19 protein-coding genes are annotated in these 22391 nt (G+C 53.0%); 12 read left to right on the forward strand and 7 right to left on the reverse strand.

Annotated elements, in window-relative coordinates:
* Nucleotide 1: 1 nt before the first annotated feature.
* From L2D01_05340 to L2D01_05350, 3 genes are all read right to left on the reverse strand, one after another.
* Nucleotides 2-1606: a type IV secretory system conjugative DNA transfer family protein gene (locus L2D01_05340; GenBank protein ID WBQ11206.1), complete on the reverse strand. Its 1605-nt coding sequence runs from the start codon at nucleotides 1604-1606 to the stop codon at nucleotides 2-4.
* 224 nt (nucleotides 1607-1830) lie between these two features.
* Nucleotides 1831-2127, reverse strand: coding sequence for a hypothetical protein (locus L2D01_05345; GenBank protein ID WBQ11207.1), 297 nt, complete (start codon nucleotides 2125-2127; stop codon nucleotides 1831-1833).
* An 83-nt stretch (nucleotides 2128-2210) separates the two neighbouring features.
* Nucleotides 2211-2576 carry a hypothetical protein gene (locus L2D01_05350; protein ID WBQ11208.1) on the reverse strand — a complete coding sequence of 122 codons (366 nt, stop codon included), beginning with the start codon at nucleotides 2574-2576 and terminating at the stop codon, nucleotides 2211-2213.
* A 189-nt stretch (nucleotides 2577-2765) separates the two neighbouring features.
* Between L2D01_05350 and L2D01_05355 the strand changes: the two genes are divergently transcribed.
* The 12 genes from L2D01_05355 to L2D01_05410 all read left to right on the forward strand — a co-directional run bounded on the left by L2D01_05355 (nucleotide 2766) and on the right by L2D01_05410 (nucleotide 18679).
* Nucleotides 2766-3524 carry a hypothetical protein gene (locus tag L2D01_05355; GenBank protein ID WBQ11209.1) on the forward strand — a complete coding sequence of 253 codons (759 nt, stop codon included), beginning with the start codon at nucleotides 2766-2768 and terminating at the stop codon, nucleotides 3522-3524.
* A 253-nt stretch (nucleotides 3525-3777) separates the two neighbouring features.
* On the forward strand, nucleotides 3778-4182 hold the full coding sequence (locus L2D01_05360) for an ankyrin repeat domain-containing protein (protein ID WBQ11210.1): 405 nt from the start codon (nucleotides 3778-3780) through the stop codon (nucleotides 4180-4182).
* Nucleotides 4183-4201: 19 nt separating this feature from the next.
* Nucleotides 4202-5470: a hypothetical protein gene (locus tag L2D01_05365; protein ID WBQ11211.1), complete on the forward strand. Its 1269-nt coding sequence runs from the start codon at nucleotides 4202-4204 to the stop codon at nucleotides 5468-5470.
* A 671-nt stretch (nucleotides 5471-6141) separates the two neighbouring features.
* The gene (locus L2D01_05370) at nucleotides 6142-6615 is read left to right on the forward strand and encodes a mobile mystery protein A (protein ID WBQ11212.1); all 474 of its coding nucleotides are present in this window, start codon (nucleotides 6142-6144) and stop codon (nucleotides 6613-6615) included.
* Nucleotides 6612-7202, forward strand: coding sequence for a mobile mystery protein B (locus tag L2D01_05375; GenBank protein ID WBQ11213.1), 591 nt, complete (start codon nucleotides 6612-6614; stop codon nucleotides 7200-7202). Before L2D01_05370 ends, L2D01_05375 begins: the two co-directional genes overlap by 4 nt.
* A 307-nt stretch (nucleotides 7203-7509) precedes the next feature.
* Complete coding sequence (locus L2D01_05380) at nucleotides 7510-10782, forward strand: SNF2-related protein (GenBank protein WBQ11214.1); 3273 nt, start codon at nucleotides 7510-7512, stop codon at nucleotides 10780-10782.
* Entirely contained in the window at nucleotides 10779-11471 is a 693-nt protein-coding gene (locus L2D01_05385; GenBank protein ID WBQ11215.1) for a DUF4391 domain-containing protein, read from the forward strand. The genes L2D01_05380 and L2D01_05385 overlap by 4 nt, the downstream gene beginning before the upstream one ends.
* 17 nt (nucleotides 11472-11488) lie before the next feature.
* Nucleotides 11489-13456, forward strand: a complete 1968-nt coding sequence (locus tag L2D01_05390; protein WBQ11216.1) for a site-specific DNA-methyltransferase — start codon at nucleotides 11489-11491, stop codon at nucleotides 13454-13456.
* Between the two features lie 13 nt (nucleotides 13457-13469).
* The gene (locus L2D01_05395) at nucleotides 13470-16598 is read left to right on the forward strand and encodes a DEAD/DEAH box helicase family protein (protein ID WBQ11217.1); all 3129 of its coding nucleotides are present in this window, start codon (nucleotides 13470-13472) and stop codon (nucleotides 16596-16598) included.
* Nucleotides 16595-17431, forward strand: a complete 837-nt coding sequence (locus tag L2D01_05400) for a hypothetical protein (GenBank protein ID WBQ11218.1) — start codon at nucleotides 16595-16597, stop codon at nucleotides 17429-17431. The genes L2D01_05395 and L2D01_05400 overlap by 4 nt, the downstream gene beginning before the upstream one ends.
* Before the next feature lie 2 nt (nucleotides 17432-17433).
* Nucleotides 17434-17970 (forward strand): hypothetical protein, encoded by a 537-nt coding sequence (locus L2D01_05405; GenBank protein WBQ11219.1) that lies wholly within the window; start codon nucleotides 17434-17436, stop codon nucleotides 17968-17970.
* Nucleotides 17971-18175: 205 nt separating this feature from the next.
* Nucleotides 18176-18679: an antirestriction protein ArdA gene (locus L2D01_05410; protein WBQ11220.1), complete on the forward strand. Its 504-nt coding sequence runs from the start codon at nucleotides 18176-18178 to the stop codon at nucleotides 18677-18679.
* Between the two features lie 67 nt (nucleotides 18680-18746).
* Here the strand turns inward: L2D01_05410 and L2D01_05415 are convergent, their stop codons facing one another.
* From L2D01_05415 to L2D01_05430, 4 genes are all read right to left on the reverse strand, one after another.
* The gene (locus L2D01_05415) at nucleotides 18747-19973 is read right to left on the reverse strand and encodes a Fic family protein (GenBank protein WBQ11221.1); all 1227 of its coding nucleotides are present in this window, start codon (nucleotides 19971-19973) and stop codon (nucleotides 18747-18749) included.
* Nucleotides 19974-20092: 119 nt separating this feature from the next.
* Nucleotides 20093-20284 (reverse strand): hypothetical protein, encoded by a 192-nt coding sequence (locus L2D01_05420; protein ID WBQ11222.1) that lies wholly within the window; start codon nucleotides 20282-20284, stop codon nucleotides 20093-20095.
* Nucleotides 20285-20421: 137 nt separating this feature from the next.
* Nucleotides 20422-21918: a relaxase/mobilization nuclease domain-containing protein gene (locus tag L2D01_05425; GenBank protein ID WBQ11223.1), complete on the reverse strand. Its 1497-nt coding sequence runs from the start codon at nucleotides 21916-21918 to the stop codon at nucleotides 20422-20424.
* A complete protein-coding gene (locus L2D01_05430; GenBank protein ID WBQ11224.1) occupies nucleotides 21915-22298 on the reverse strand; it encodes a MobC family plasmid mobilization relaxosome protein in 384 nt (127 codons plus the stop codon). Before L2D01_05430 ends, L2D01_05425 begins: the two co-directional genes overlap by 4 nt.
* Between the last annotated feature and the right edge of the window lie 93 nt (nucleotides 22299-22391).

The raw sequence follows: 22391 nt of genomic DNA on the forward strand, positions 1-22391 counted from the left end.
GCTATGGCTTGAAGCCCTCGACGTACTGCCACCAGCCCGACCGATATTGCGGAAATTCCGAGTACGGATAGGGCGCGGCCTCGCTCACGATTTTAGCGCGCCGAGAGCCCCAGAATTGGGGGATAAGGACTGAATCCGCAGGCGGATGATAGGGATTGGGAAGGAAGCGTCCGGCGAATTCGCGCCGCTGAAAATACGGCTTCTTATCCGCTAGCACCGGATAGAGGTTCTTGCCGGAAACGAAGAGAACCTGTTTTCCATCTGGCAGCGCCAGAACCTCATCTGGGGTCATAAGCGGACGCGCCTGCTTTACGCGGTGGGTTTCCGCGAGAGCCTGATAGTTGATTTCGCCGACGGCTTCGAACGGATCGGAGCCTGAGAAGACGCCCATCGCCGCATTGGTCTTTTGCTTGCGCGCTGCGGCCTGGGCGAGGTCGTCATCGTATTCGAGCGTTTGCGTTCCGAGCATTTCAGAGACCATTCGCGCGGTCTGATAGTCACGCACGCCAAAAAACTGGCGCATGGCCGCCGATCCCAGGAAGCTTTGCAGCGTGGGCGCGCCATAGTTCTTGATGATCTGTCCCACATCTTGAAACAGTGCCCAGGTGCGCACTCCAGCGCCGCGCCCGAACGTGAAGGCGCGCAGCAAGGCTTCAAAGCCGCCGAGCTGACCGGCCTCATCAACGATCATGTGGACCGGCTGCGCAGCAGGCGCGCGTGACTTGTAGAGCATCTGGACGGTGAACATCGCCCGCAAGAGCGGAGCCCAGAGGCTCACATATTCGATGGGAACATTGATGAATACGCTGAGCGGATGGCGCGAGCGGCACAAATCATTGAGCGAGAGGTCGGGGTTCTCCAGCGAGGCCTGGAGCATCGGATCATCCAGGAAGTTCAGGTGCGCATAGACCTCGCCGATGATGCTCCCGAATTCCTTCTCGCTCTCTTGCTGCTTGGTCAGCATCTCGGATGCTGTCCGGCGGACGCTTTCGAGGCTGGATTCCAGCATGGATTCCAAAATATCCGCCCAGCCTTCATGATCGCCCTCGATCATGTTGATCACGCGGTAGAGAGACGGGAACGAGACATGGCCTTGGCGCTCAACGAGCGCCTTTATCAGGTTCTCCAGCCACTCGCGTGCGCGCAGCTCAAAATAGCGCCCATTCGCCGAGCCGCTGGCCGGGATGAGGCTCTCCGACACGAATTTGCAGTCCGCATGAAAATGCGGGCTATCCCAGTCCAGGATATCGAGCGGATTGATCCGGTGTTCCGGCAGCCCAACCATGCCGGTTGGATTCCAGCAATACACATGCGCGTTCGCGAAGGCGAAGCTGACCATGGTGACGGCGGCGATCTCGCCGCGCGGATCGAGAACAAAATTGCGCTTATGGGCATTGCGCGACACCGCCATGGATAGCAGGTCACGCATTTTGCCCGATCCTGCGCCCGCGATGGTGATTATGGGCGCGTCCGTATCGAGTGAAATCGCTCGTTTGCCGAGATAGCCGACTTGAAGGCCCGGGCCGCCGAGCAACCCCGCATGGGCGATTTCGGACGGCTCCGCCCAGCGGGCGGACCCATAGCGGTAGTCTTCATGATTGATCATAGCGCGCTCCATGAAAAAGCCCGGACCTCTTGCGAAATCCGGGCTTCCTCTGTTGGTGTTAAGGGGCATCAGTTCAAAATTGCGCCGAGGATCATCATGCCGATGAATCCCCAAAACACGACCGCGCCCCAGTCGGTCTTCTTTTCGTAAACTCGGCCGACCGGCGCATAAGCATGCCCCTTAAGTTCCTTTTTGGTGAACATTTGGCATTCTCCTTTCTTGGGTTAGAAAAAGCGGGTCGCCAGAGCGAGGCCGCCCATCACCAGCGCCGTCGAGATGGAGGCGCGGGATATGAAGAAGACGAGCGCGGCGCAGACGCAGCCCCAGGCAAGCGCCACAAAGTCTTCAAGGCCGTAGCCATAATTTGATGCTGTGTAGGATTGGACCCACTGGATCGTCCGACCATAAAGGGCCGGGGTGCCGAAAAAGGTGACGACAACCGCGAGCGTGTTCGCCAGGCCAAGCACCGAGGACATGAAAACGGAGCGGGTCGGGTTACCGTGTTTGTTGGGTTGGTTCATTGGGCTGCTCCCGTGCGATTTCGTTCAAGCTCGAAACTAAAATCGCACGGAAGCTGCCGGTTCGTGGGGGATAAGGCTCATCGTTAGTTGGGGGCAGGGGTATTGTCGTTCGCGGCAAGCCATTGAATCGTATCGAACGGGAATTGAGCGCGAAGGATCGTCGCTATGATCCGAATCCGCTCTTTCGATTCCCCGCGCAGACGCGGGCGCACGCCTTCCGCCATTGGCTTGCAAATCCAATCGCGGAACCACTCGCGAATGTGGTCGGTCTCAAAGACCTCCAGATCGAGGAAGACTTCGTTGCGCTTGGCATCGACGATCACACCGTCAAAATCGCGATAGAAGTCGTAGATGCGGTCCAGCCAATCGGAGGGGCTCACGCGTAGAGCGCGGGCTGTGGCGCGCACGCCCGCCAGGAATTGCGGATCGGCAAGCTCTTGATCGCTCACGATGCGAACAGATTTCCGGAGACAGCGTCCGTTGGTGCTGCATGCTACACAGGCAAAACTTGTCATATCGAATTTCCTCAGCTGCTGTTTGTTGATCGCTGAAGAAATTTGTAGCCTTCGATGTGGGGGCAGATTCCTCGCAAATTCCTCGCGAACGTGAACAAGTCAACCGGCCTACTAGGATGAGAGGTGTCCGATTTGAAGCTTCAAAAAGTCCGATCGCGTCTAATCCAATACCGCGTCAATCAGGGCGAAGGCGGCAAACCACTTCCGTGGCACTTACTGGCACAACGCATCATCGAGTCTCCTACCAACGAATTATCCATCCCGAATGACGAGCAGGACTTTGACCCAGCAACGTCAAAAATTGACGCTGGCTGGCCAATAACTGGGGAGAGATTGCGGGTATTTGCCTCTCCGAAATCGACTAAAAGCCGTTTAAAATCGGAGACCGAGCAAGCCGTGATCGAGTTCCTATTAGCTGAAGGTGCTCTCATTGAAGAGGAACTTTTGAGCAACGAGGTCGAAGTCATTCCGATAACTTCGCTTTTGAAAAACTATCTAGGTATTGATCAGGATCAAACAACAGAAATGGCAGAGGAATTATTCAGTCCAATTATGATCGATGAGGATGGATATCAAATTGATTGCTCGGTAGCTTTTGGGCCTCATCATGCCGAACTTTCAGGATGGTTTAAAATGAAGCCAGGGGTCATTGAGCGCGACAAAGATATGATATTGTATTTTAACGGCTGGCTGATAAATTTTGATGAACATGCAGCAAGCGGATACATGCGAGGGGCGAACGAATATCTCCGACTAATTGGAGATTTATTCGTTCATCTAAAAAAGAGCAGCGCAACCGGGTTTGGTGATTCAAATTTGCATTTGAGAGATATAACACACCATCGGACTATAAATCTAAGAACTGATCTTTCGGGCAATTAATATGTGGACAAGGCAAAGCATTCTTTTCCTGCAATATTATCAGCGCGTGAATCAAATTATTAGGGAGGCAAATAAACCGATAAATGTCGAAAATTTCCAAAACAGCCAGTTTGTCGCGAGTTCGATTAGTCAGATCTATCAATTGTTAGATAAATACTATTTTTTATTGAATAATATACATAACCATGAGATATTCAGTTATGAAAACTTAATATCAGTTACGCATAGGGACTATTTTATCTCGGAGCATTTCTTGAAATTAAATAACTATTTTAAATATTTTTTGGATTTAGACATGGACAAAGCACAAGAAGTAATAAATTTGATATTATCATTTAAAGTTAATGACGCGATCAGCCTTATTGAGGATGGCGCTCAATGCGACTATCAAGACCCTCGCACGGGTGCGACTGCCATGCACATTGCAGCGAGTTTCGGCACCAGGCGGCTATGTGAAGTTATTTCCGAGAGTGAAACCTACAACCCGTTGTTAATGGATTTCAATCGTAAACTTCCATCGACGGTAGCCTTTGATTCCGCCCGAGATGCAGAGCTTTCGGAGTGGCTTTCGGCTTTTGAATCCGAAAGGGCCAAGCAACTCGGGCTCTCTTATTTCAAAATATTGCAAGGTGGGTTAGACCCAGCTCCAGGAGTTTAAAAGCCACGGGCAAATCCCAATGAACGAAATCCTTGCCGCACTAAACAGCCGTGGGCGAGAGGACGTTCTAAGATATTTTGTAGAATCATTTGACGATTTTCAGCGCTATGAAGATTATATCGGACAGAAATACAGGCTGATCTTTCAGACCAACGAGTTTGTCAAAAATATTGTTCTAGAAGGCTGGGAGAAGCGGGCCGACTGGGTCACTGGGGTTACTCTTGCCGAGTATCACTTATTTCATTGCGTTATAGAAAAGCTCAAAACATATCCAAACATATCGAATTCGTTAGGCGAACTCCAATTAATTTTTAAAGTTGAATACAGTCCGTATGGAACAACCTGGGCGCAACGCACCGCTTCAAATGATCTAATAATTAATCTCAATCTGTGGAGCCATGCGAATAATTGGCTGCAGGTCGGAGTGCGTCGCCCCGCCGCTCTCCCGGAGTATTTTGGAGCGTCCGGGTTTTCAGACCGGATAGCTGGGACATTAAACTTTGAGCATCGTCCCGAGTACACGACGGCAAAGATGGCTCAATTATTGGTACGTCATATACGCCTTAAGAATTTTAATAAGCAATTTTCGAATGATTATGCGTTGTCAGAGTACATTGGCTCACTCAGCCGATTCAATCTTGATTTCTTTGGCGCGGCAGAATTTGAACTGCTACATGAGATTTTTCATTTTTTGCCTTCTCCTATTGAAAGTGAAATTACTCTTTTCCTGAATAGGTACAGAAAGCACTGTGCGGACAATCACCTGACCCTGTTGCTCGAAAATTTTAACAATTGCGCAAATGAGATTAGATCTGACATCTCTGCCGCGTATACGCTTTTAGACTGGTATGGTCCCGATAAATTTATACGCCTTACGAAGCAGATTACCATCAACTTCCTTTCGAGGCATTTGGAAAGTCGTTTGCCTTATCTGCTTGGGCTTCCAAAGGATTTGTATGATAAAATTCCAGGCTTGGCGAATTCAGCCATTATTGCGGACAAAACGCATCCGCCTGATTTGATGCGGGCAAAAATATTGGCTGTATGCGTTCGAGGAATAGCGTCCTTTTTAGATACTTTGGGCCACTCGAGAGCACTAAATATTGATAAATCGTTCCTTCAGCTATGTGCCGATCTTGAAATTGCCTGGAATACAAATTCTGATACGTTGCGCGCGCAGTATAAACAAAACGGCGCGATCTTCAATTTGTCTGTTATAGCAATTTTGAATGATATAAGGCGGCAAATTGAAACGGGCGACATTTATCTCGATATCATAGAGATTTGAACGTGTATCGACAGGCGACTATCGAGGCGCGTGGTGTTTCCCTCTTTGGTGTTGTGCTGCAGCATTATAGCGAGCTTCCATAGGCGTTTTTTGAAGCATACGTCTTTAGTGCTGACCGCAAGATGTGCGGTGTAGTACACCGCAATCTCGCCAGGGAGGCCCGCTGCGCGCCTCCCGTGGACCCTCCCGGCCTTTGGATGACCTCTGAGCCCGTGCCCGTCACGTCAGCTTATGCGGCGGGTTTCACCCGAGACCGCGCCAGCTTCCGTTCCAGGGCGTGGGCCTTCAGTCATCCAACAAATCGTATCGCCGATTCATCACTCGTCAGCAGGGGAGAATGACCTCCCCCCTCCGACACCTCCCCATGTCCGAACGTGCAGCCGTTTGATCACAGATCAGGAGAGCCTCCAAGCTCCCCCGATACCCCCATGGCAACCGTTTCGCCGATTGAGCACGAGCAGGGCCTTGGAGATCATCCCTCTCCACCGCTGCACCCGAACCATGGATCAGGGACGTATCGCCGCCCTTGAAACCCCACTTTCAGGGAGACAAGAGCCCATAATTGATAAGCTGTGATCGATCAAAATTGCATTATTTGATCGACAATACCCTATCAGATGCTTGCTTTTTGAAAGCCTATAGCCTATTATTTATAAAAATGGTGATAGGCTATGAATAATCAAAATAACTCCAAAGCGCTTGCTCGCAAGCATCTCGACAACCGGCTGGACGCTCTGCGGTCCCAGAATGCGCTGACGCGGCCACCGAAAGGCTGGCTGCGCGCTATTCGTGACGCCTTGGGGATGACGACCCGCCAAGTCGCACGCCGGGCCGGGGTTTCACAGCCAACTGTGACATCCTGGGAGCAATCGGAAACCTGCGACACCATCACGCTTGGCAAGCTCCGCGAGGCGGCGGAGGCGCTCAATTGCGAACTCGTCTACGCGCTTGTGCCGAGAAAGTCGCTGGAGGAGCAGGTTCGGGAACGCGCTGCGGAGGTCGCGGATTCGCAGCTCAGGCGCACCCATCACACCATGCGGCTGGAGGCCCAGGGCTTGAGCGCCCAGGACCTGGAGCGCGAGCGCGATAGACTCATTGACCAGTTGATGCGCGCCAAGCCCAGCCAGCTTTGGGAGGATCAATGAGCGATCCTCTTTTTGGTGATGATGATGACGCCAATACGCCCTTGGAGCCCGAGGAGCGGGAGCAGCTGATACCGACCTACATCACGACGCGCGCAGAGCTGAATGAAGCTGAGCAAATTGGCATTGCCGACGCGGACCGGTGGGCGTTCTCACGGCGTCGCAACGTCCTTGATGATGCGTTCTTGTGCCAGCTCCACAAGCGCATGTTCAAGGGTGTTTGGACATGGGCGGGTCAGTTTCGCAGGACAGCCCGTAACATCGGGATTGATGCATATCGCATCCCGATAGAACTCAGGCATCTTGTCGATGACGTTCGGTTCTGGATGGAAAGCGGCACCTATGATCCGGACGAGATTGCGATACGGTTTCATCACCGGCTTGTCGAAATCCATCCTTTTCCGAACGGGAATGGACGCCATGGTCGTTTGGCCGCCGATCTTCTCGCCAAACAGCTCGGGCGTCCTCGCTTCACCTGGGGAAGCGCCAATCTGGTGGAGCCGGACCAAGCGCGCCAGGAATACGTGGCCGCCCTACGCGAAGCCGACAATCACGACATCACACGGCTCCTGGCCTTTGCGCGCTCTTAAGGGTCTGCACGCTCAAGCGAACAACGTTGTCCCGCCATCACATTGAAAAAGTTGTGAGTCACGCTCGCTATACCCTTTCCGGGTGTTCTCACAATGGATACACTTTTGACATGTCTGATAAAAATTCTGGGTTTCGTATCCGATTTGGGCAAGGCCTTCGAGAAACACTTATTGAAGGGTGTCGCTCACACGACCGTGCTGCAGCGCAGGTTATTCGTGAGTGCGTGCGGCACCATATCTCGGATCGTAACATCCTGACCGCGCGGAATGCCGCTGAAGAAAACTCTGCCAACAAGGATGGGCTCGCGTGAAGGTTATCGACAATATCACCTCGCTCTTAGGCGATGATCTGAAGGACAGCCTCGGCAAGGGCGACCGCCTCAAGATCGCAGCGTCTTGTTTCTCGATCTATGCCTTTGAAGCTTTGAAGCTGGAGCTTCAAAAGGTGGACGGCGTCGACTTCATTTTCACCGCTCCGACCTTCGTGCCTGAAGGGGTCACAGATAGAATCCGCAAAGAGCGCCGTGAGTTCTTTATTCCTAAGGCAGAGCGAGAGCGAAGCCTCTACGGGTCTGATTTTGAAATTCAGCTCCGAAACAAGCTGACACAACGAGCGATCGCCCGAGAATGTGCCGAGTGGATTCGCAAGAAGGCTCGCTTCAAGTCGAACAAAACCCGGTCAGCGATGCAGCAGTTCATGTGTGTGGACGGCTCGAAGGAGCCCGCTGCTTACATGCCGATAAACGGCTTCACTGCCGTCGATTTAGGTTATCAGAAAGGCGACGCGGTTTCGAATATCGTAAACCGCTTCGACGGTGCTCCGTACACCGACACATATATCGACCTCTTCAACCAGATTTGGGCGGATCCGGAAAAACTGGAGGACGTGACCGAGGCCATCTGTACGCATATCGAGTCCGTCTACCAGGAGAATTCGCCAGAACGCGTCTATTTCCTGATCCTCTACAACCTTTTTCACGACTTCCTCGAAGAGGTTGACGAGGATGTTCTGCCGAATGATCTCACCGGGTATCAAGATAGTGTCGTCTGGAACAAACTATTTAATTTTCAAAGGGATGCCGCCACCGGGATCATCAACAAGCTAGAGACCTATAACGGCTGCATCCTCGCTGACAGCGTCGGACTTGGCAAAACTTTCACAGCGCTTGCAGTTATAAAATACTACGAGTTGCGGAACCGCGCCGTCCTGGTCCTTTGCCCAAAAAAGCTCGCCGACAACTGGCTGAACTTCAACACCAATCTGAAGACGAACATCTTTGCTAAGGACCGCTTCAATTACGATGTCCTCTGCCATACAGATTTGTCGCGCACGAGCGGAGAGTCGTTCGGCATTCCATTAAACCGAGTAAACTGGGGCAATTACGACCTCGTTGTAATCGACGAGTCCCATAATTTCCGCAACAACGATATCTACAAGGACAAAGAGACACGGTATCAAAAACTAATGAATCAAGTCATCCGCGAGGGTGTGAAGACTAAGGTGCTGATGCTTTCAGCGACTCCCGTGAACAACCATTTTTCCGATCTGCGGAACCAGCTCGCGCTAGCCTATGAGGGCCAATCAGAGAGCTTAAGTCAGAAGCTCAAATCACAAGCCAGCATCGAGGAGATATTTCGGCGCGCCCAGACCGCGTTCAATATCTGGTCGAAATTGCCACCCGCGGAGCGCACCGCCCCGTCGATCCTCAAAATGCTCGACTTTAATTTCTTCGAGCTTCTTGACAGCGTGACGATCGCGCGGTCGCGCAAGCATATCGAGACCTTCTACGATACGACGGAGATTGGGGAGTTCCCCGAGCGTCGAAAGCCGCTGTCTTTCCATTGCCCGCTCACGACCCGGAAAGACGTTATGAGTCTCAACGAGATTGTTGCGCAGCTCAGCATGATGAAGCTCGCTATTTATGCGCCATTAAACTACGTCCTGCCCAGCCGGATCGCCAGGTATGAAGCGCTCTACGATACCCAGGTTGAGGGTGGCAAGGGCGCGCTAAAACAGGTGGATCGTGAACGCAGCCTTCAGGCGCTGATGACCACGAATTTGTTGAAACGCCTTGAAAGCTCCGTGCAAGCGTTCCGTTTGACCTTACGCTCGCTAAAGACAAACTTGAATTCCACACTTGATGCAATCGCCGACTTCGAAAGAAACGGAGGAGCGTTCGAGATTGCTGATTATACCGCTGACGCGGCCAGTTTTGATCCGGATGATGAAGACCTGTCCGGGCTCGGCGACTTCACGGTTGGAAAAAAGGTCCGTATCAATCTGGGCGATATGGACGTTCAGTCCTGGACGCACGACCTGAAGGGTGATCTTGCGCTCATCGACGCTTTGCTGGCTTCAATGGATCTTATCCGTCCGGAAGATGACACGAAGCTTCAGCACCTAAAGAAGCACGTCCGTGACAAGATCGCAGCCCCACTCAATCCTGGTAACAAGAAGGTGCTGATCTTCACTGCTTTCGCCGACACCGCGAATTATCTCTATGAGAACATCGCTGGAGATCTGGTGAAAAGCGCCGGCCTTCACTCGGGGCGCGTCACAGGTTCCGATGCGCCGAAAACGACGCTGAAGAAGTCCTACGACTTCCAATCGATCCTCACGCTCTTCTCGCCGCGCTCGAAAGACAAGCATCTCGTCCTACCGAACGAAGATAGCGAGATCGACATTCTGATCGCGACCGACTGCATCTCCGAAGGTCAAAACCTTCAGGACTGCGACTACCTGATCAATTACGATATTCACTGGAACCCAGTGCGGATCATTCAGCGCTTTGGCCGGATCGACCGGATCGGATCGCCCAACTCGGAAATCCAGCTGGTCAATTACTGGCCGGACATCACGCTCGACGAGTACATCAATCTCAAAGAGCGGGTCGAGAACCGCATGATGATTGCGGACGTGACCGCCACCGGCGACGACAACGTCCTTACTGCCAAATCTAGCGAGATTGCCTACCGGAAGGATCAGCTAAAACGGCTCCAGGAAGAGGTTATCGAGCTGGAGGATGTGAAGACCGGTGTCTCGATTACAGACCTCGGACTAAACGACTTCCGGATGGACCTTCTCAATTACGTGAAGGATCACGACGATCTTGAGCGTATGCCAAATGGGATGCATGCCGTTGTCCCAGCCGATCACCAGCTAGGCTTGGAGCCCGGTGTCATATTCGCCCTGCGCAACATCCATGACGGGGTAAACATCAATCAGCAGAACCGACTGCATCCATATTACCTCGTCTATATCGGCCAGATTGGCGAGATCGTTGCCGACCACACAGAGGTCAAGCGCCTTCTCGACATGATGCGCGCCAGCTGCAAGGGCGAGTCCGAGCCGATCCAGGCTGTGTGTCGCCTCTTCAATGACACGACCAACGACGGGCGGAATATGAGCCGCCAGTCAGAGCTTCTCAGTGCGGCTATCCGGTCGATGATCGAGGTTAAGGAAGAGAAGGACATCGACAGCCTGTTTTCTGGGGGAAGAACGTCCGCGCTTGTGAATACGATCGCAGGGCTGGACGACTTCGAGCTGATCGCCTTCCTGGTGATCCAGGAGGCGCCATGACGGGCTGTTTCGAATATCCTAGAGCCGCGCGTTTCGGGCGCGTTGTTCCCAAATCCAAAATCTATGAGGCCGGAAGCCTAAGCGCTAAACAGCGCCAGCGCTTTGTCGATCAGGTCGACCAAATCAGCTGGGCCTACAAGCTTGCACCAGAAACAATCAATCTCGCCGCCTCGCCGGGCGTACCTGAAATTCAGGTTTTTGAGCTGCGCATGCGTGGCCCTCAAATTGATGATGAGGTGCTCCAGTCGATCGATAAGGCAATCCCATTCCCGATCCTGTTCGAGCTTAGGAAAGACGAGGAGCGCAGGCTTGTCGCGGCCTATAAGCGGCCCAGCGAAGCTGATGCAGCGAAGTGGGTGATAAGCCAGCATTTCGCGTCTGACTGGGAGCCTGTGGATAAGCCGCGAAAATCGCTTCCTCGCGCCCTCGACCTTGGCGCGCTCTATGATAAAGTATTGAAAGAATTAATTCCTGGGGAAGCGTTTGAGGGCGAAACGCTTCAGGAGCGCGCCTCTCGGGTAGAGGCGATACGGGTTAAAGAGCGCGAGATCGAGCGAATTAAATTGCGTCTGGCCCGTGAAAAGCAATTCAACAAGAAGGTCGCAATCAACGCTGAGCTGCGTGCTGCGACCGCTGAACTCAAACAGCTTGGGGGCCGACTCAAGAACGACCCTGCCGCCAGCGCATAACGACGAATGGACGACCGATGGAAAAACTGAAGATGCACAGCCCGAACCTGACAGACGAGAATATCGGGAAAATCCGCGAGCTATTTCCAGGCTGCGTGACGGAAGCGACAGATGAGAACGGCAAACTCCGTTATGCCGTCGATTTTGATCAGCTTCGCCAGGAACTCTCAGATCATGTGGTTGAAGGACCGCAAGAGCGTTATCGGCTCGATTGGCCCGGGAAGCGCGAGGCGCTATTCGCAGCAAACATGCCAATCGCAAAAACGCTCAGGCCAGTTCGCGCCGAGAGTGTAAGCTTCGACAAAACAGACAACATCTTCATTGAGGGTGATAATCTTGAGGCACTAAAACTAATTCAAAATGCATATTTGGGGCATTTAAAATTCATCTATATCGATCCGCCATACAATCGCGGTGACGACCTGGTCTACAAGGACAATTTTGCGGAAGTCGCATCAGATTACCTGATGAATTCGGGCCAAATAAGTGATGATCAAAGATTCGTTGCTAATGTTGAGTCTAACGGACGTTTTCATTCGAATTGGTTATCGATGATGTTGCCAAGGTTGAACTTGGCCAAGCGACTGCTCCGCGAAGACGGTGTGATCGCGATCTCTATCGACTTCAACGAAAATCATAGGCTCCGCACTCTTTGTGATGAGGTTTTTGGGCGTTCAAATTTCTTGTCTGAAGTGACAATCAGTACCGGCGCGAATCAATCTGGGGATGGAGTAAAGATTCAAAAGAACGCTGAAATTTGTCTCATATATGCGAAAGACCGGGACGGCGTCTATATAAATAGAGTCGACACTGTTCAAGAAACAATTCGGAACCTCAACGACGCGCCATCGCCTCTATCGACGCGACAAGATATGGGATTCACTATTTACTATAATCCGAACTCAGGAGATTTCGAAATTCGCTTTGATTACGATAGAGAGAAAATACCGCTTAACACTATCGAAGATGTTTATCAGGATGACCAGGAACTGATAGCTAACGGATACTTGCCTATCCGACCGGGATTTCGAAGCAATCTGCTCCATAGGTGGAGGTGGGGCGCTGAAACCGTAAAGGCTCGAAGAGACCAATTGGTATTCGAGAAAAATCGTTCTGGTGAATGGTCAGTTGGCTTCCGGCAATCAGGGCTTAATCCACCAAAAAATATTTGGAGCTTCTCTGGAGGTGCAACGGAACTCTCATCGTTGTTCGACGGTGACAAAATCTTTGACTATCCCAAAGGGGTGAAATTCTTAAGGTATCTAATCACCTTGTTTGGAACGTCTCGCGAAGAGGGCCAAAGTGCGATCGTTATGGATTTCTTTGCAGGGTCAGGGTCTTTTGCGCAGGCTGTATTTGAACAATGTGCAGATGATGGCAAACACAGGCCAGCAATAATTGCTCAGTTTCCTGAGCCGCTCTCTAAAGACAATAAAGATCAAGCCGACGCTTTTAACACATGTATAAAAAATAACATCAAGCCGAATATCGCGGAAATTTGCAAAGAGCGTATGCGGCGAGCCGGGCAGAAAATTCTAGGAGGCGAGTGCCATCCCGATTGGAACAAGGACGTTTGCTTTCGCGTGCTCAAAATTGACAGCTCCAACATGCGCGATTCGTATTACACGCCGGAAGAGACCGATCAAAACAACCTGCTGGACGCCGTCGAAAACGTGAAGCCGAACCGGACAGACCCAGAGGACCTGCTCTTCCAGGTGCTCGTCGATTGGGGCGTCGATCTGACTTATCCAATCCGTAGAGAGACAATCAGCGATAAGACCGTCTTCTTCGTCAATGATGAGCCCTATGACCTGATCGCCTGCTTCGATCACGGCGTGACCGAGGAGCTGGTGAAGGAGCTGGCCAACCATGAACCAGCCCGCGTCGTGTTCCGCGACAATGGCTTTGTTTCGGATGCCGTGAAAATCAATGTCGAGCAGATTTTCAAACAGCTCTCCCCCGCCACCGATGTGAAATCGATCTAAGGGCGGGTGCGGCATGAAGCTCAAATTCAAAACCCAGGGCTATCAGACCGCCGCCGTTGAGGCGGTGATCGATTGCTTTGAGGGGCAGCCAAAGTCCAACCCGCTCAGCTATCGGATCGATCCGGGCAAGCGCAAGGACGTTCGATTAGAGTTAGAGGCCGGTTTCAAGAATGAAAATGTCCTGCTTGGCGATGCCGCGCTTCTGACAAACATTCAGGCCGTTCAAAAGCGCCAAAACCTGCCGCTTTCGAAGTCGCTCACCGACTTCTCGACGCTGGACAATAAGGGTCTGCGTAAGCCGGTCAAGGGGGGCTATAAGCCCGGCGCTAAATTCAATCTCGATATCGAGATGGAGACCGGCACGGGCAAGACCTATTGCTACATCAAGACGATGTTCGAAATGCACAAGCGGTACGGCTGGTCCAAATTCATCGTGATGGTGCCGAGCATCGCGATACGCGAGGGCGTACAAAAATCCTTCCAAATTACGGCAGACCATTTCGCCGAGACCTACGGCAAGAAGGCGCGATTCTTCACATACAACTCCAAACGCCTGCATGAGCTGGAGAGCTTCTCCAGCGATGCCGGGATCAATGTGATGATTATCAACATCCAGGCATTCAACGCCAAGGGTGCGGATAATCGCCGGATTTATGATGAACTGGATGACTTCCAGTCGCGCCGCCCGATCGACGTGATCAGCGCAAACCGGCCAATCCTAATACTCGATGAACCGCAGAAGATGGAAGGCAAGGCGACGCTTGACGCGCTGCCAAAATTCAATCCGCTGATGATCCTGCGCTATTCGGCGACCCACAAAACCCAGCACAATCGCATTCACCGCCTGGACGCGCTCGACGCCTATAACCAGAAACTTGTGAAGAAGATCGCCGTGCGCGGTATCCAGACGCGCGGCCTGGCGGGGACAAACGCCTACCTCTATCTCGAAGGTATCGAAATCTCGACGAAGGCACCTGTGGCGCGCATTGAGATGGAGGTGAAGCTCAAGTCAGGCGAGATCAAACGCCAGCTAAAGCGCCTCGAATTCAAGGACGACCTCTACACCGCCTCTGGCGAGCTGGACCAATATCGCGGCTACGTTATCTCGCAGATAGACGCTAATCAGGACGTGGTCGAATTCACAAATGGCGAGCGCCTAGTCGCCGGAGAGGCCCATGGCGATGTGAATGAAAATGACATTCGCCGCATTCAAATCCGCGAAACGATCAAGGCCCACCTAGACAAAGAAAAGCAGCTCTTTGCCCAAGGCATAAAGGTGCTGTCGCTCTTTTTCATCGACGAGGTGAAAAAGTATCGCGACTACGGCCAAGAGGACGAGAAAGGCGAATACGCCCGCGTGTTTGAGCGCGAATACGCCGCTCTGAAGGAGGAATACCTCTCCGAGCTGGCAATCGATAACGAGGACTATCGCGCCTATTTGGGCGGCATCGATCCGGCTAGGACGCACAATGGCTATTTTTCGATCGACAAGAAAAACCGCATGGTCGATCCGAGTGTGAAGAAGACGGGCGAGGAAAAAGGCCTTTCGGATGATGTTGACGCCTATGACCTTATTTTGAGGGATAAAGAAAGCCTCTTGACCCTTTCGGGGCCATCTGACAGCGCCGAACAGCGAGCGAAGAGAGATGTAAGGTTCATCTTCTCGCACTCAGCACTGCGCGAAGGCTGGGATAACCCCAACGTCTTCGTCATGTGCATGCTGAAGCATTCTGACAACACGATATCCCGCCGTCAGGAAGTTGGGCGTGGCCTTCGCCTGTCTGTCGATCGCCATGGTGATCGGATCGACCATCCGTCCCTCGTGCATGAAATCAACGTTCTGACTGTCGTTGCGAGCGAAAGCTACAAGGACTTTGTCAAAGGCCTTCAGACGGAGATCGCCGAGACACTTTCGGCGCGCTCGCGCAAGGCCGACGAGGACTATTTCACCGGCAAGGTGCTCCAGACAGACGATGGTCCGGTTGAGGTGACGCCTGCGATGGCGAAGCAAATCTACCGCTATCTTCTGAAGAACGACTTCACGGACGACGCGGACGCAATCACAGACACCTATCACCAGGCGAGAGATGCTGGAGAGTTGCCGGGCTTCACAGAAGAGCTTGAGCCGTATCGTGATCAGATCATCGACCTGATCGATAGCGTCTTTGACGACAGCAAGCTGCCCCGCATCGAGGATGGACGGAAGCCCAAGACCAACCCGCTGAATGCGAATTTCAAGAAAAAGGAATTCCAGGAGCTTTGGTCGCGGATCAATCGAAAGGCGGTCTATCGCGTCGAATTCGACTCTGAAGAGCTGATCGCCAAAGCGGTCAAGGCGCTTGATAGCGAACTTCGCGTGACGCCGCTGCAATACACCGTCCAACGCGGCGAGCAGGCTTCCGCCCTGACCGACGAGCAGCTGAAGTCTGGCGAGGGCTTCAAGGTGACGGAAACTTCCACCGAGAAAGGCGGCTTCGTCTATTCCGATGTAACCTACGATCTGGTCGGCAAGGTCGCGGAAAACACGCAGCTAACCCGCCGAACCGTCGCGCACATTCTGACCGGCATTGAGGCGTCAATCTTCAACCAATTTAAATCCAATCCAGAGCATTTCATTGCGGAAGCCTCACGCCTGATTAAGGAACAGAAGGCCACGGCGGTGATCGAAAAGCTCCAATACGATGAGGTTGAGGATCGCTACGAGACCGACATATTCACCGCTGCACAGACCGGCCAGGACTTCTCTCGCGCGACGGACAAGCTCAAGAAGCATATCTACGATTATTGCGTGATCGACTCCGGCCAAGAGCGCCGCTTTGTGGACGAACTGGACACCAGCGAAGAGGTCGTTGTCTACGCCAAGCTCCCACGAGGGTTCCTTATCCCGACACCGGTTGGCGACTATAATCCTGACTGGGCCATCTCATTCACGCGCGGGACCGTAAAGCACATCTATTTCATGGCCGAGACCAAGGGCTCTATGTCCTCGATGAAGCTCCGCGAGATCGAGCGCACGAAGATCAAATGCGCGCGCAAATTCTTCGACGAGATCAACCAACAGATCGAGACTGACAAGGTCAAATACGACGTCGTGACCGACTTCGATAAACTGATGGATTTGGTAAGCGGGGTGGCGGCATGATCTTTCAACTTTTTAGGATAAAGGTGGAGCGCGACACAGACCTTTTCGCAAACCCAGATGCCACGCCGTCTTATTTAATTTCAAAGGCCCTTGCCGAACGACCCAAGGCAGAGACCCGGAAAAACCAGCTTTGGCGCATCGGGAATTATGAAATACTAGACGATTTGGGTAATGTCGTATTTTTCGCTTTTGGAAAGGTAACTAAATCAAGAAAAGACTCATACGATGAGGATTCAGGCTCTTTTATTGAACAAGAAGGGGAGGATGCACCGCATACATACGCTCTAATCGACGCAGAAATACAAGTTTGCGCTATTGCGCCAAATTATAAGGTTTCTCAGAATGCCGCAACAGTTGCGCGGAATCTTGCGAAATCTCTATCGATGACTGACACAGCATTAGAAAATCGATCTCGTTTTCGAGTTGATCCGATAATGGACCCCCAATCATTTATTGAATTGCTGCAATCTGCCGAGCGAATTGTGGAATTTGAGATAGGTTTTACCCGACCAAATCCCTTTGATGTAAACCGCCAATTCCAAAGGCCAATGGAGGAGCTTCTCCAAGAAACTGACGGGTTTGAAGGGACGACGAAGATCAAAGGAGAGGCGCTAGGATCAGAACCTCTTGAGGAGTTGGCCCGCTCCGCAGCTGCCGCTGGAAATTCTGCCTCGGCACGTATTCAGCTGACGGATGATGTTTCTCCCAAAAAGCGCAAGTTGGCTGGAAATCAAGCCAGCGTAAATGGCGAGGAAGTCGTAACGCTGGATGAAAAGCGTACGCTTTGGACTATAATTAAAGAAAAATATTCCGAAATTCGGCAAGGACAATAATTATGCAGTGGCGGTTTTGGAGATGGCTTTTTTGCGGTCTAGAAAGTAAAAGGCCGGGCATTTTTCAGCTATTCGACGCTTGGTTGGTTTTTCATATTTTGATTGCGATTTTAATTCAGGCAACAATAACAATTCCTATCGAGGACGCAGCCTCAAAAGTTCTCCTACCATTGGCGAGTATTTTTATTGGCCTTTCATTTGCTTGGGCGGGTAATGCGCAGGCGCTAATGCAAGAAAAAGAAATTGTAGATCTCGCCGAAAAGCATCCAGATGGGCTAGAGACTTATTTATATACATTTCAGCTTGCCATCCTAATCATCTTATTCACCCTCATTATTTGGGGTCTGGCCGGCCTCGAATTTCTCAAGTTAGCGGATCATCACAATATCCCATATGTACGCAACGTAATTGAAGTCGCACTGATTTTCTTCGCTAGCATGACTATACGAGAGTGCTGGCACGTCGTCTTGGGATCGCAGCTAATGATTCTTTCACGTCACGAGATCAGGCGATCGAAGAAAACTAGAAATGATGATTGAGCGCCATATAGTAGCACCCGATTTGATGCTAGCTTGTTTCTGCCATGCTTTTCCTCCCGCTTTGAATTACCCGCAGTATTAGCGGCTGCCGTGTCAGCCACAACAGACCTTCCGCGCCACGGCCTAACGGCCCCGTGAAGGCAATTGTGCCCGCCACTTAGTCGCACCCGCTGTTCCTTCTGCGTTCAAAGCAAAGGAGGAACACATGACCAACATTTATCACGCCACACCTTACGACATTTCAGCCGCTGGGTTCTATTTCAGCACCTATGAAGACTATCTCGAAAAATCCGCATCGCACCGCAACCGCTACGGCGATCCGGTCGAGGAATACGAAATCCAATTTATTGACGGCGAGAACTGTGCGCTTTTCTCAGCGATCGGCGTCAATCAGGCCAACCTTAAACTCTGGTTCGAGGAGTTTGAGGACCTCGACGAAGACGATGCCGTCAAGGCGATCTATCTCGCCGAACATCTCAGCTGCACCGCCGATGAGGTTCTTGGCCATCTCGATGATGTCTACCTCTTCGAAGGCACGCCGCTCGAATATGCCGAGAGCTATATCGAGGATACCGGGCTCCTGAACGAAATCCCTGAGAACCTCCGCACCTACTTCGACACCGAAGCCTTCGCGCGGGACATGGTCCTTGGCGGAGATATCACCGAAATCGAGATCATGGGCCGCACCTGGATCGCCCAGCCCCTTTGAGGGGCTGGGTATATCCCCTTAAGCGTTCAGGCGAGATCTTTTGAGATCGACGCTTTTCTCTAATGGATCAGTCTTTCTTTTCGGGGAAAAGTCCTGGCATCCATTCGTGAGCGAGAGCCGCAGGAAAGGCGAGCTTGAACGGTGCTTTTGGGCTGGCCGATGTCAGAACGCCTTTTTCTACCAAGGATGACGTAACGCGGCGGGCCGTACGATCTGTCGCTTGCAACAATTTCCCCACGTCAGCACGCGGGAGTTCGCCGCGATACAATATGGCTTCCAGCACAAGATCAGACCTTGGTGGGAGGTCTTTTTGGCGGTTTACCCAGTCGATAATCCGCTCTCGAAGCTTCTCCGGCTCGACGAGGCTTTGCATAAATTGAACTTGATCGATGCAGGTCACGAGGAAGAATTTCACGAACTCAGCGAGCGCGGCTTCGCTCAGGTTTCCGCGCCCGTCTCTATCGCCGCGTCTCGGTGAGTCTCCCGCGCTCAGTTGGCGTTTGTAGTCCGCCTCATTGCGCGCCAGCCCGCGCGCGACCGACCATATTCCGCCTGTATCCAGCGCATCGCGTAGAATTCCGTAAGACAACAGGCGCGCTACACGTCCGTTTCCATCAAGAAATGGGTGAAGCCACAACAGTCTGTGGTGTGATGCAGCGGCAGACATAATCCGCTTCGTCTGCCCCAGCTTCGAGTACGCTTGATCAAAGCGATCCAAAAATCGCGGCACAGCGCCAGGGCTAATGGCAATGTGCTGTCCAACTCGAACGTCTCGATTCCGGAGTTCGCCGGGGATTATGCGAATGCGTTCCTCGGTCTCAGGGTTTTCGACCCAGAGCAAATCCTCCGGCAGGCGCTCACAAAATCGCTTATGAATGTCGAGCGCAGCCTCGCTCAGCGTCGGATGTTCGGCTAACCCGCCCGCATCGATCCAAGCCTGCACCTCGATATGTGTGCGCGCTTCCTTTTGCAGGTCGCGTTTTTTCGGATCGCTGCTGTAGTCGTCGCGCAAAGCGCGTTCGATATCGACGGGATGTGTATCGTGCCCCTCAATCAGATTGCTATAATAGCAATTCATGGCGCGTACGAGATCGGCCAGCGCTTCAACAACGCCTTTCGGCAACCGGCTGCGCAAATCCGTTGAGTGCTTGGTGAGCGCGAGTGCTAAATCTGTTATCTCTTCATAGGCTTTGCTGCTTTCACTCGGCAGCATCGGCTCCATTGCTGATGGAGTTTCGCCGCGATCTGTGACCGCTTTTTTGTCCGCTTTTTCTGTCGATTTTTCATCGCTCATAAATTCAATAATATCATCGCTTTGACGCGATTGGAAGAATTTTTGTGTCCGGGAAAATGTCCGCTTTTTTGGCCGCTACATTCAAGGCGAGCCCATGAGAGCCCGCCTTGCGCGCTGACCTAAAAGCCTGGCTGACGTGATGCCAGCTCGCGGCGGATGGCGGCCTTCAAAACCTCCGCATCGCGGGCTTGCCGCGAGGCCGGTGCGGCTGAGGCCGCCGTGTTGAACGCTTTGACCAGCAAAGCCTGGAGTTCGCTCAAGGTCTTGTTTGATAGATCGAAGTGTGTCGAGTGAAGCATTTTATCCTCCATGTCTCTGGAGGCCCCGCCCATCGGAGCCTTTCTGGCTCCCCCGACCACGCTGCCCAAGGAAAGGCATCCGGTGGCGGGACGGTTACAGGGATGGAGGATTGCTCACGCGGTGAAACACGCGATCGGTAAACAACGGATCAGCGCTCCAGATCAGGCCCGTCTGATCGATTGTGATCACCACGTCTCAGCCGGTTCAACCGGTCTCGAGTTGATGGTTTTGAAGGCGCCTTCACCGGGCCGGTAGCGACAGCTGGCTTTGGAGGCTCAGCGGGCAAGGCGACATTTTGCGCGTTTTGCCGGAATTGCTGTTTGAGGGCCTCCTGCTTGCGGTCCAGCGTATTTCGCGCCGCCGATTTCTGGATTGGTTTGGGCTGTGCCTGGGTTTGCTCGCGCTGCGCAGCAGGGCGGGACGGAGGCGCGCCGCGCTTCATGTCCCGATAGTTCGCATAATCACGGTAGAGCTTGAGCAAGAGAGTGTCGCGGCGCTCCCGCGCAGCTTTCAATCGCTCCTGAAGGCCGCGCCGCTCCTGGAGCTGCGCCGCCACCATGGCATCGCGTTGCCGCCGGTCCCGTTCCAGCGCCCACAGGGCTTCCATCTGGTTTTGCTTTTCGAGCGCCTTGTGCTTCCCGCTCAAGCGGTCCCATAGACCGAGCATTCCTTTGCGGAAGCGCTCCGCGCGTTCGCGTTGCTCGCGCTCGCTTCTCTTACGGATGCCGTCATCAATCCGTTTGCGCTCGGTGGCATGTTCAGCCTGAAGCCGACGCCGGTCGGCTTCGATCTTGTTAATATGGGCCTTTGCCTTTTGCCGGATGTCTCCGACGTATTTTTGGATCTTCGGCAGGTAGTCAGAGGCCATATGTTTCCGGGCATCCTCGATGGATGGCAGGTCCTTCGGATCGCCCAGGCGCGCGCGAACGTCCCTTGTCTTCTGGCCGAGCATGCGCGGAACCGAGAAGGGCTCACCATCGAAGGACATCGCGATATGGCCGCGTCGATCGCCCTTGGCGAGATAGAAGCCGCGCTCCTTGAGCGCATGGGCGAAGGAGCCTTTGGAATCGGAAATGGACCAGGCTTCCTGGATCAGGGATTTGATCTCACCGGCATTGCGACCGGCCCGCTTGGCCTGTTGCCATTCGGCGAGCGTGAAATTGCGCGGGTCGCGATTTCTCTTATCGATCAGCCCAGGCGGCATCCGCCAACCGTTCTCCAGATATTGCTGGCGGGAGACCTCTTGAAGCTTGTTTTTGAAGTAGGGGAGCGGCTTGGCCGTCATGGTCTCAGGATCGATCCGGCTCCAAACGGCATGGCAATGCCGCCGCCCTTCCTTTTCATGGAAGACGACAATGCGCGGCTGGCCGGAGAGACCGGTGCGCTCTTCGATGGAGGCGAGAGCATTTTCAAATGTCTTGACCGAGACGGTTTCGGTCTGGGGCGGATTGAGCGATACCGAAAACAGGAACTGCCTGCATTTTGTGCCTTGCGAAATGGCTTCCGCCTCGCGCAGCGCCCCGAGCACGTCATCGGCGAGAAAGCCCCTGACTTCGTGGATTTCGACGTGCTCGTTCTCTTCGGTCTTCATCAGGTGAAGAGCGAGCTGTTTTGCGCCGCCGCGTTGAGAGCCTTTCAGGATCATGACAGCTCCATATCCGAGCGCTGGCCCAGCGCACGCAGAAGCTCCATGCGCATGAGCTGCACTTCGGCGCAGGCGCGGCGAATATCGCGCTCCGTCTCAGGCGTGACGGGCAGCGTCCCGATGTTGGCGGCTTTGGCGAGTTGATTGAGGTTGTTGGCAATGCGCGATTGCCCAAGCATGCCGAGCAGTTTTGCGAGGCTCTGCTTGTCCTTTACCGGACGGCGCAGCCGCTTGCGCGCGCGCCGCGTGGCTGTCCCGTCTTCATTGAACACGCGGTCTTTGATGTAGGAGCCAAGAGGCATGTCGCCCGCCAATTCTTCCAGGCGAGCGCGCTCTTCAAAGGTCAGCCGGAGTGAGAAGGGAGGAAGCTTCTTGCTCATCGCTTCCCCCTGCGTTTGACGCGTTTTGCGTCATTCGCAGGGAAATCGAGAAACTTAAGCAACTGATTCCATTGAGAAAGCACTTCGAACAAA

It is taken from the genome of Hyphomonadaceae bacterium ML37 (genome assembly GCA_027627685.1).
In the GTDB taxonomy this organism is placed as follows: Bacteria; Pseudomonadota; Alphaproteobacteria; order Caulobacterales; family Maricaulaceae; genus Oceanicaulis.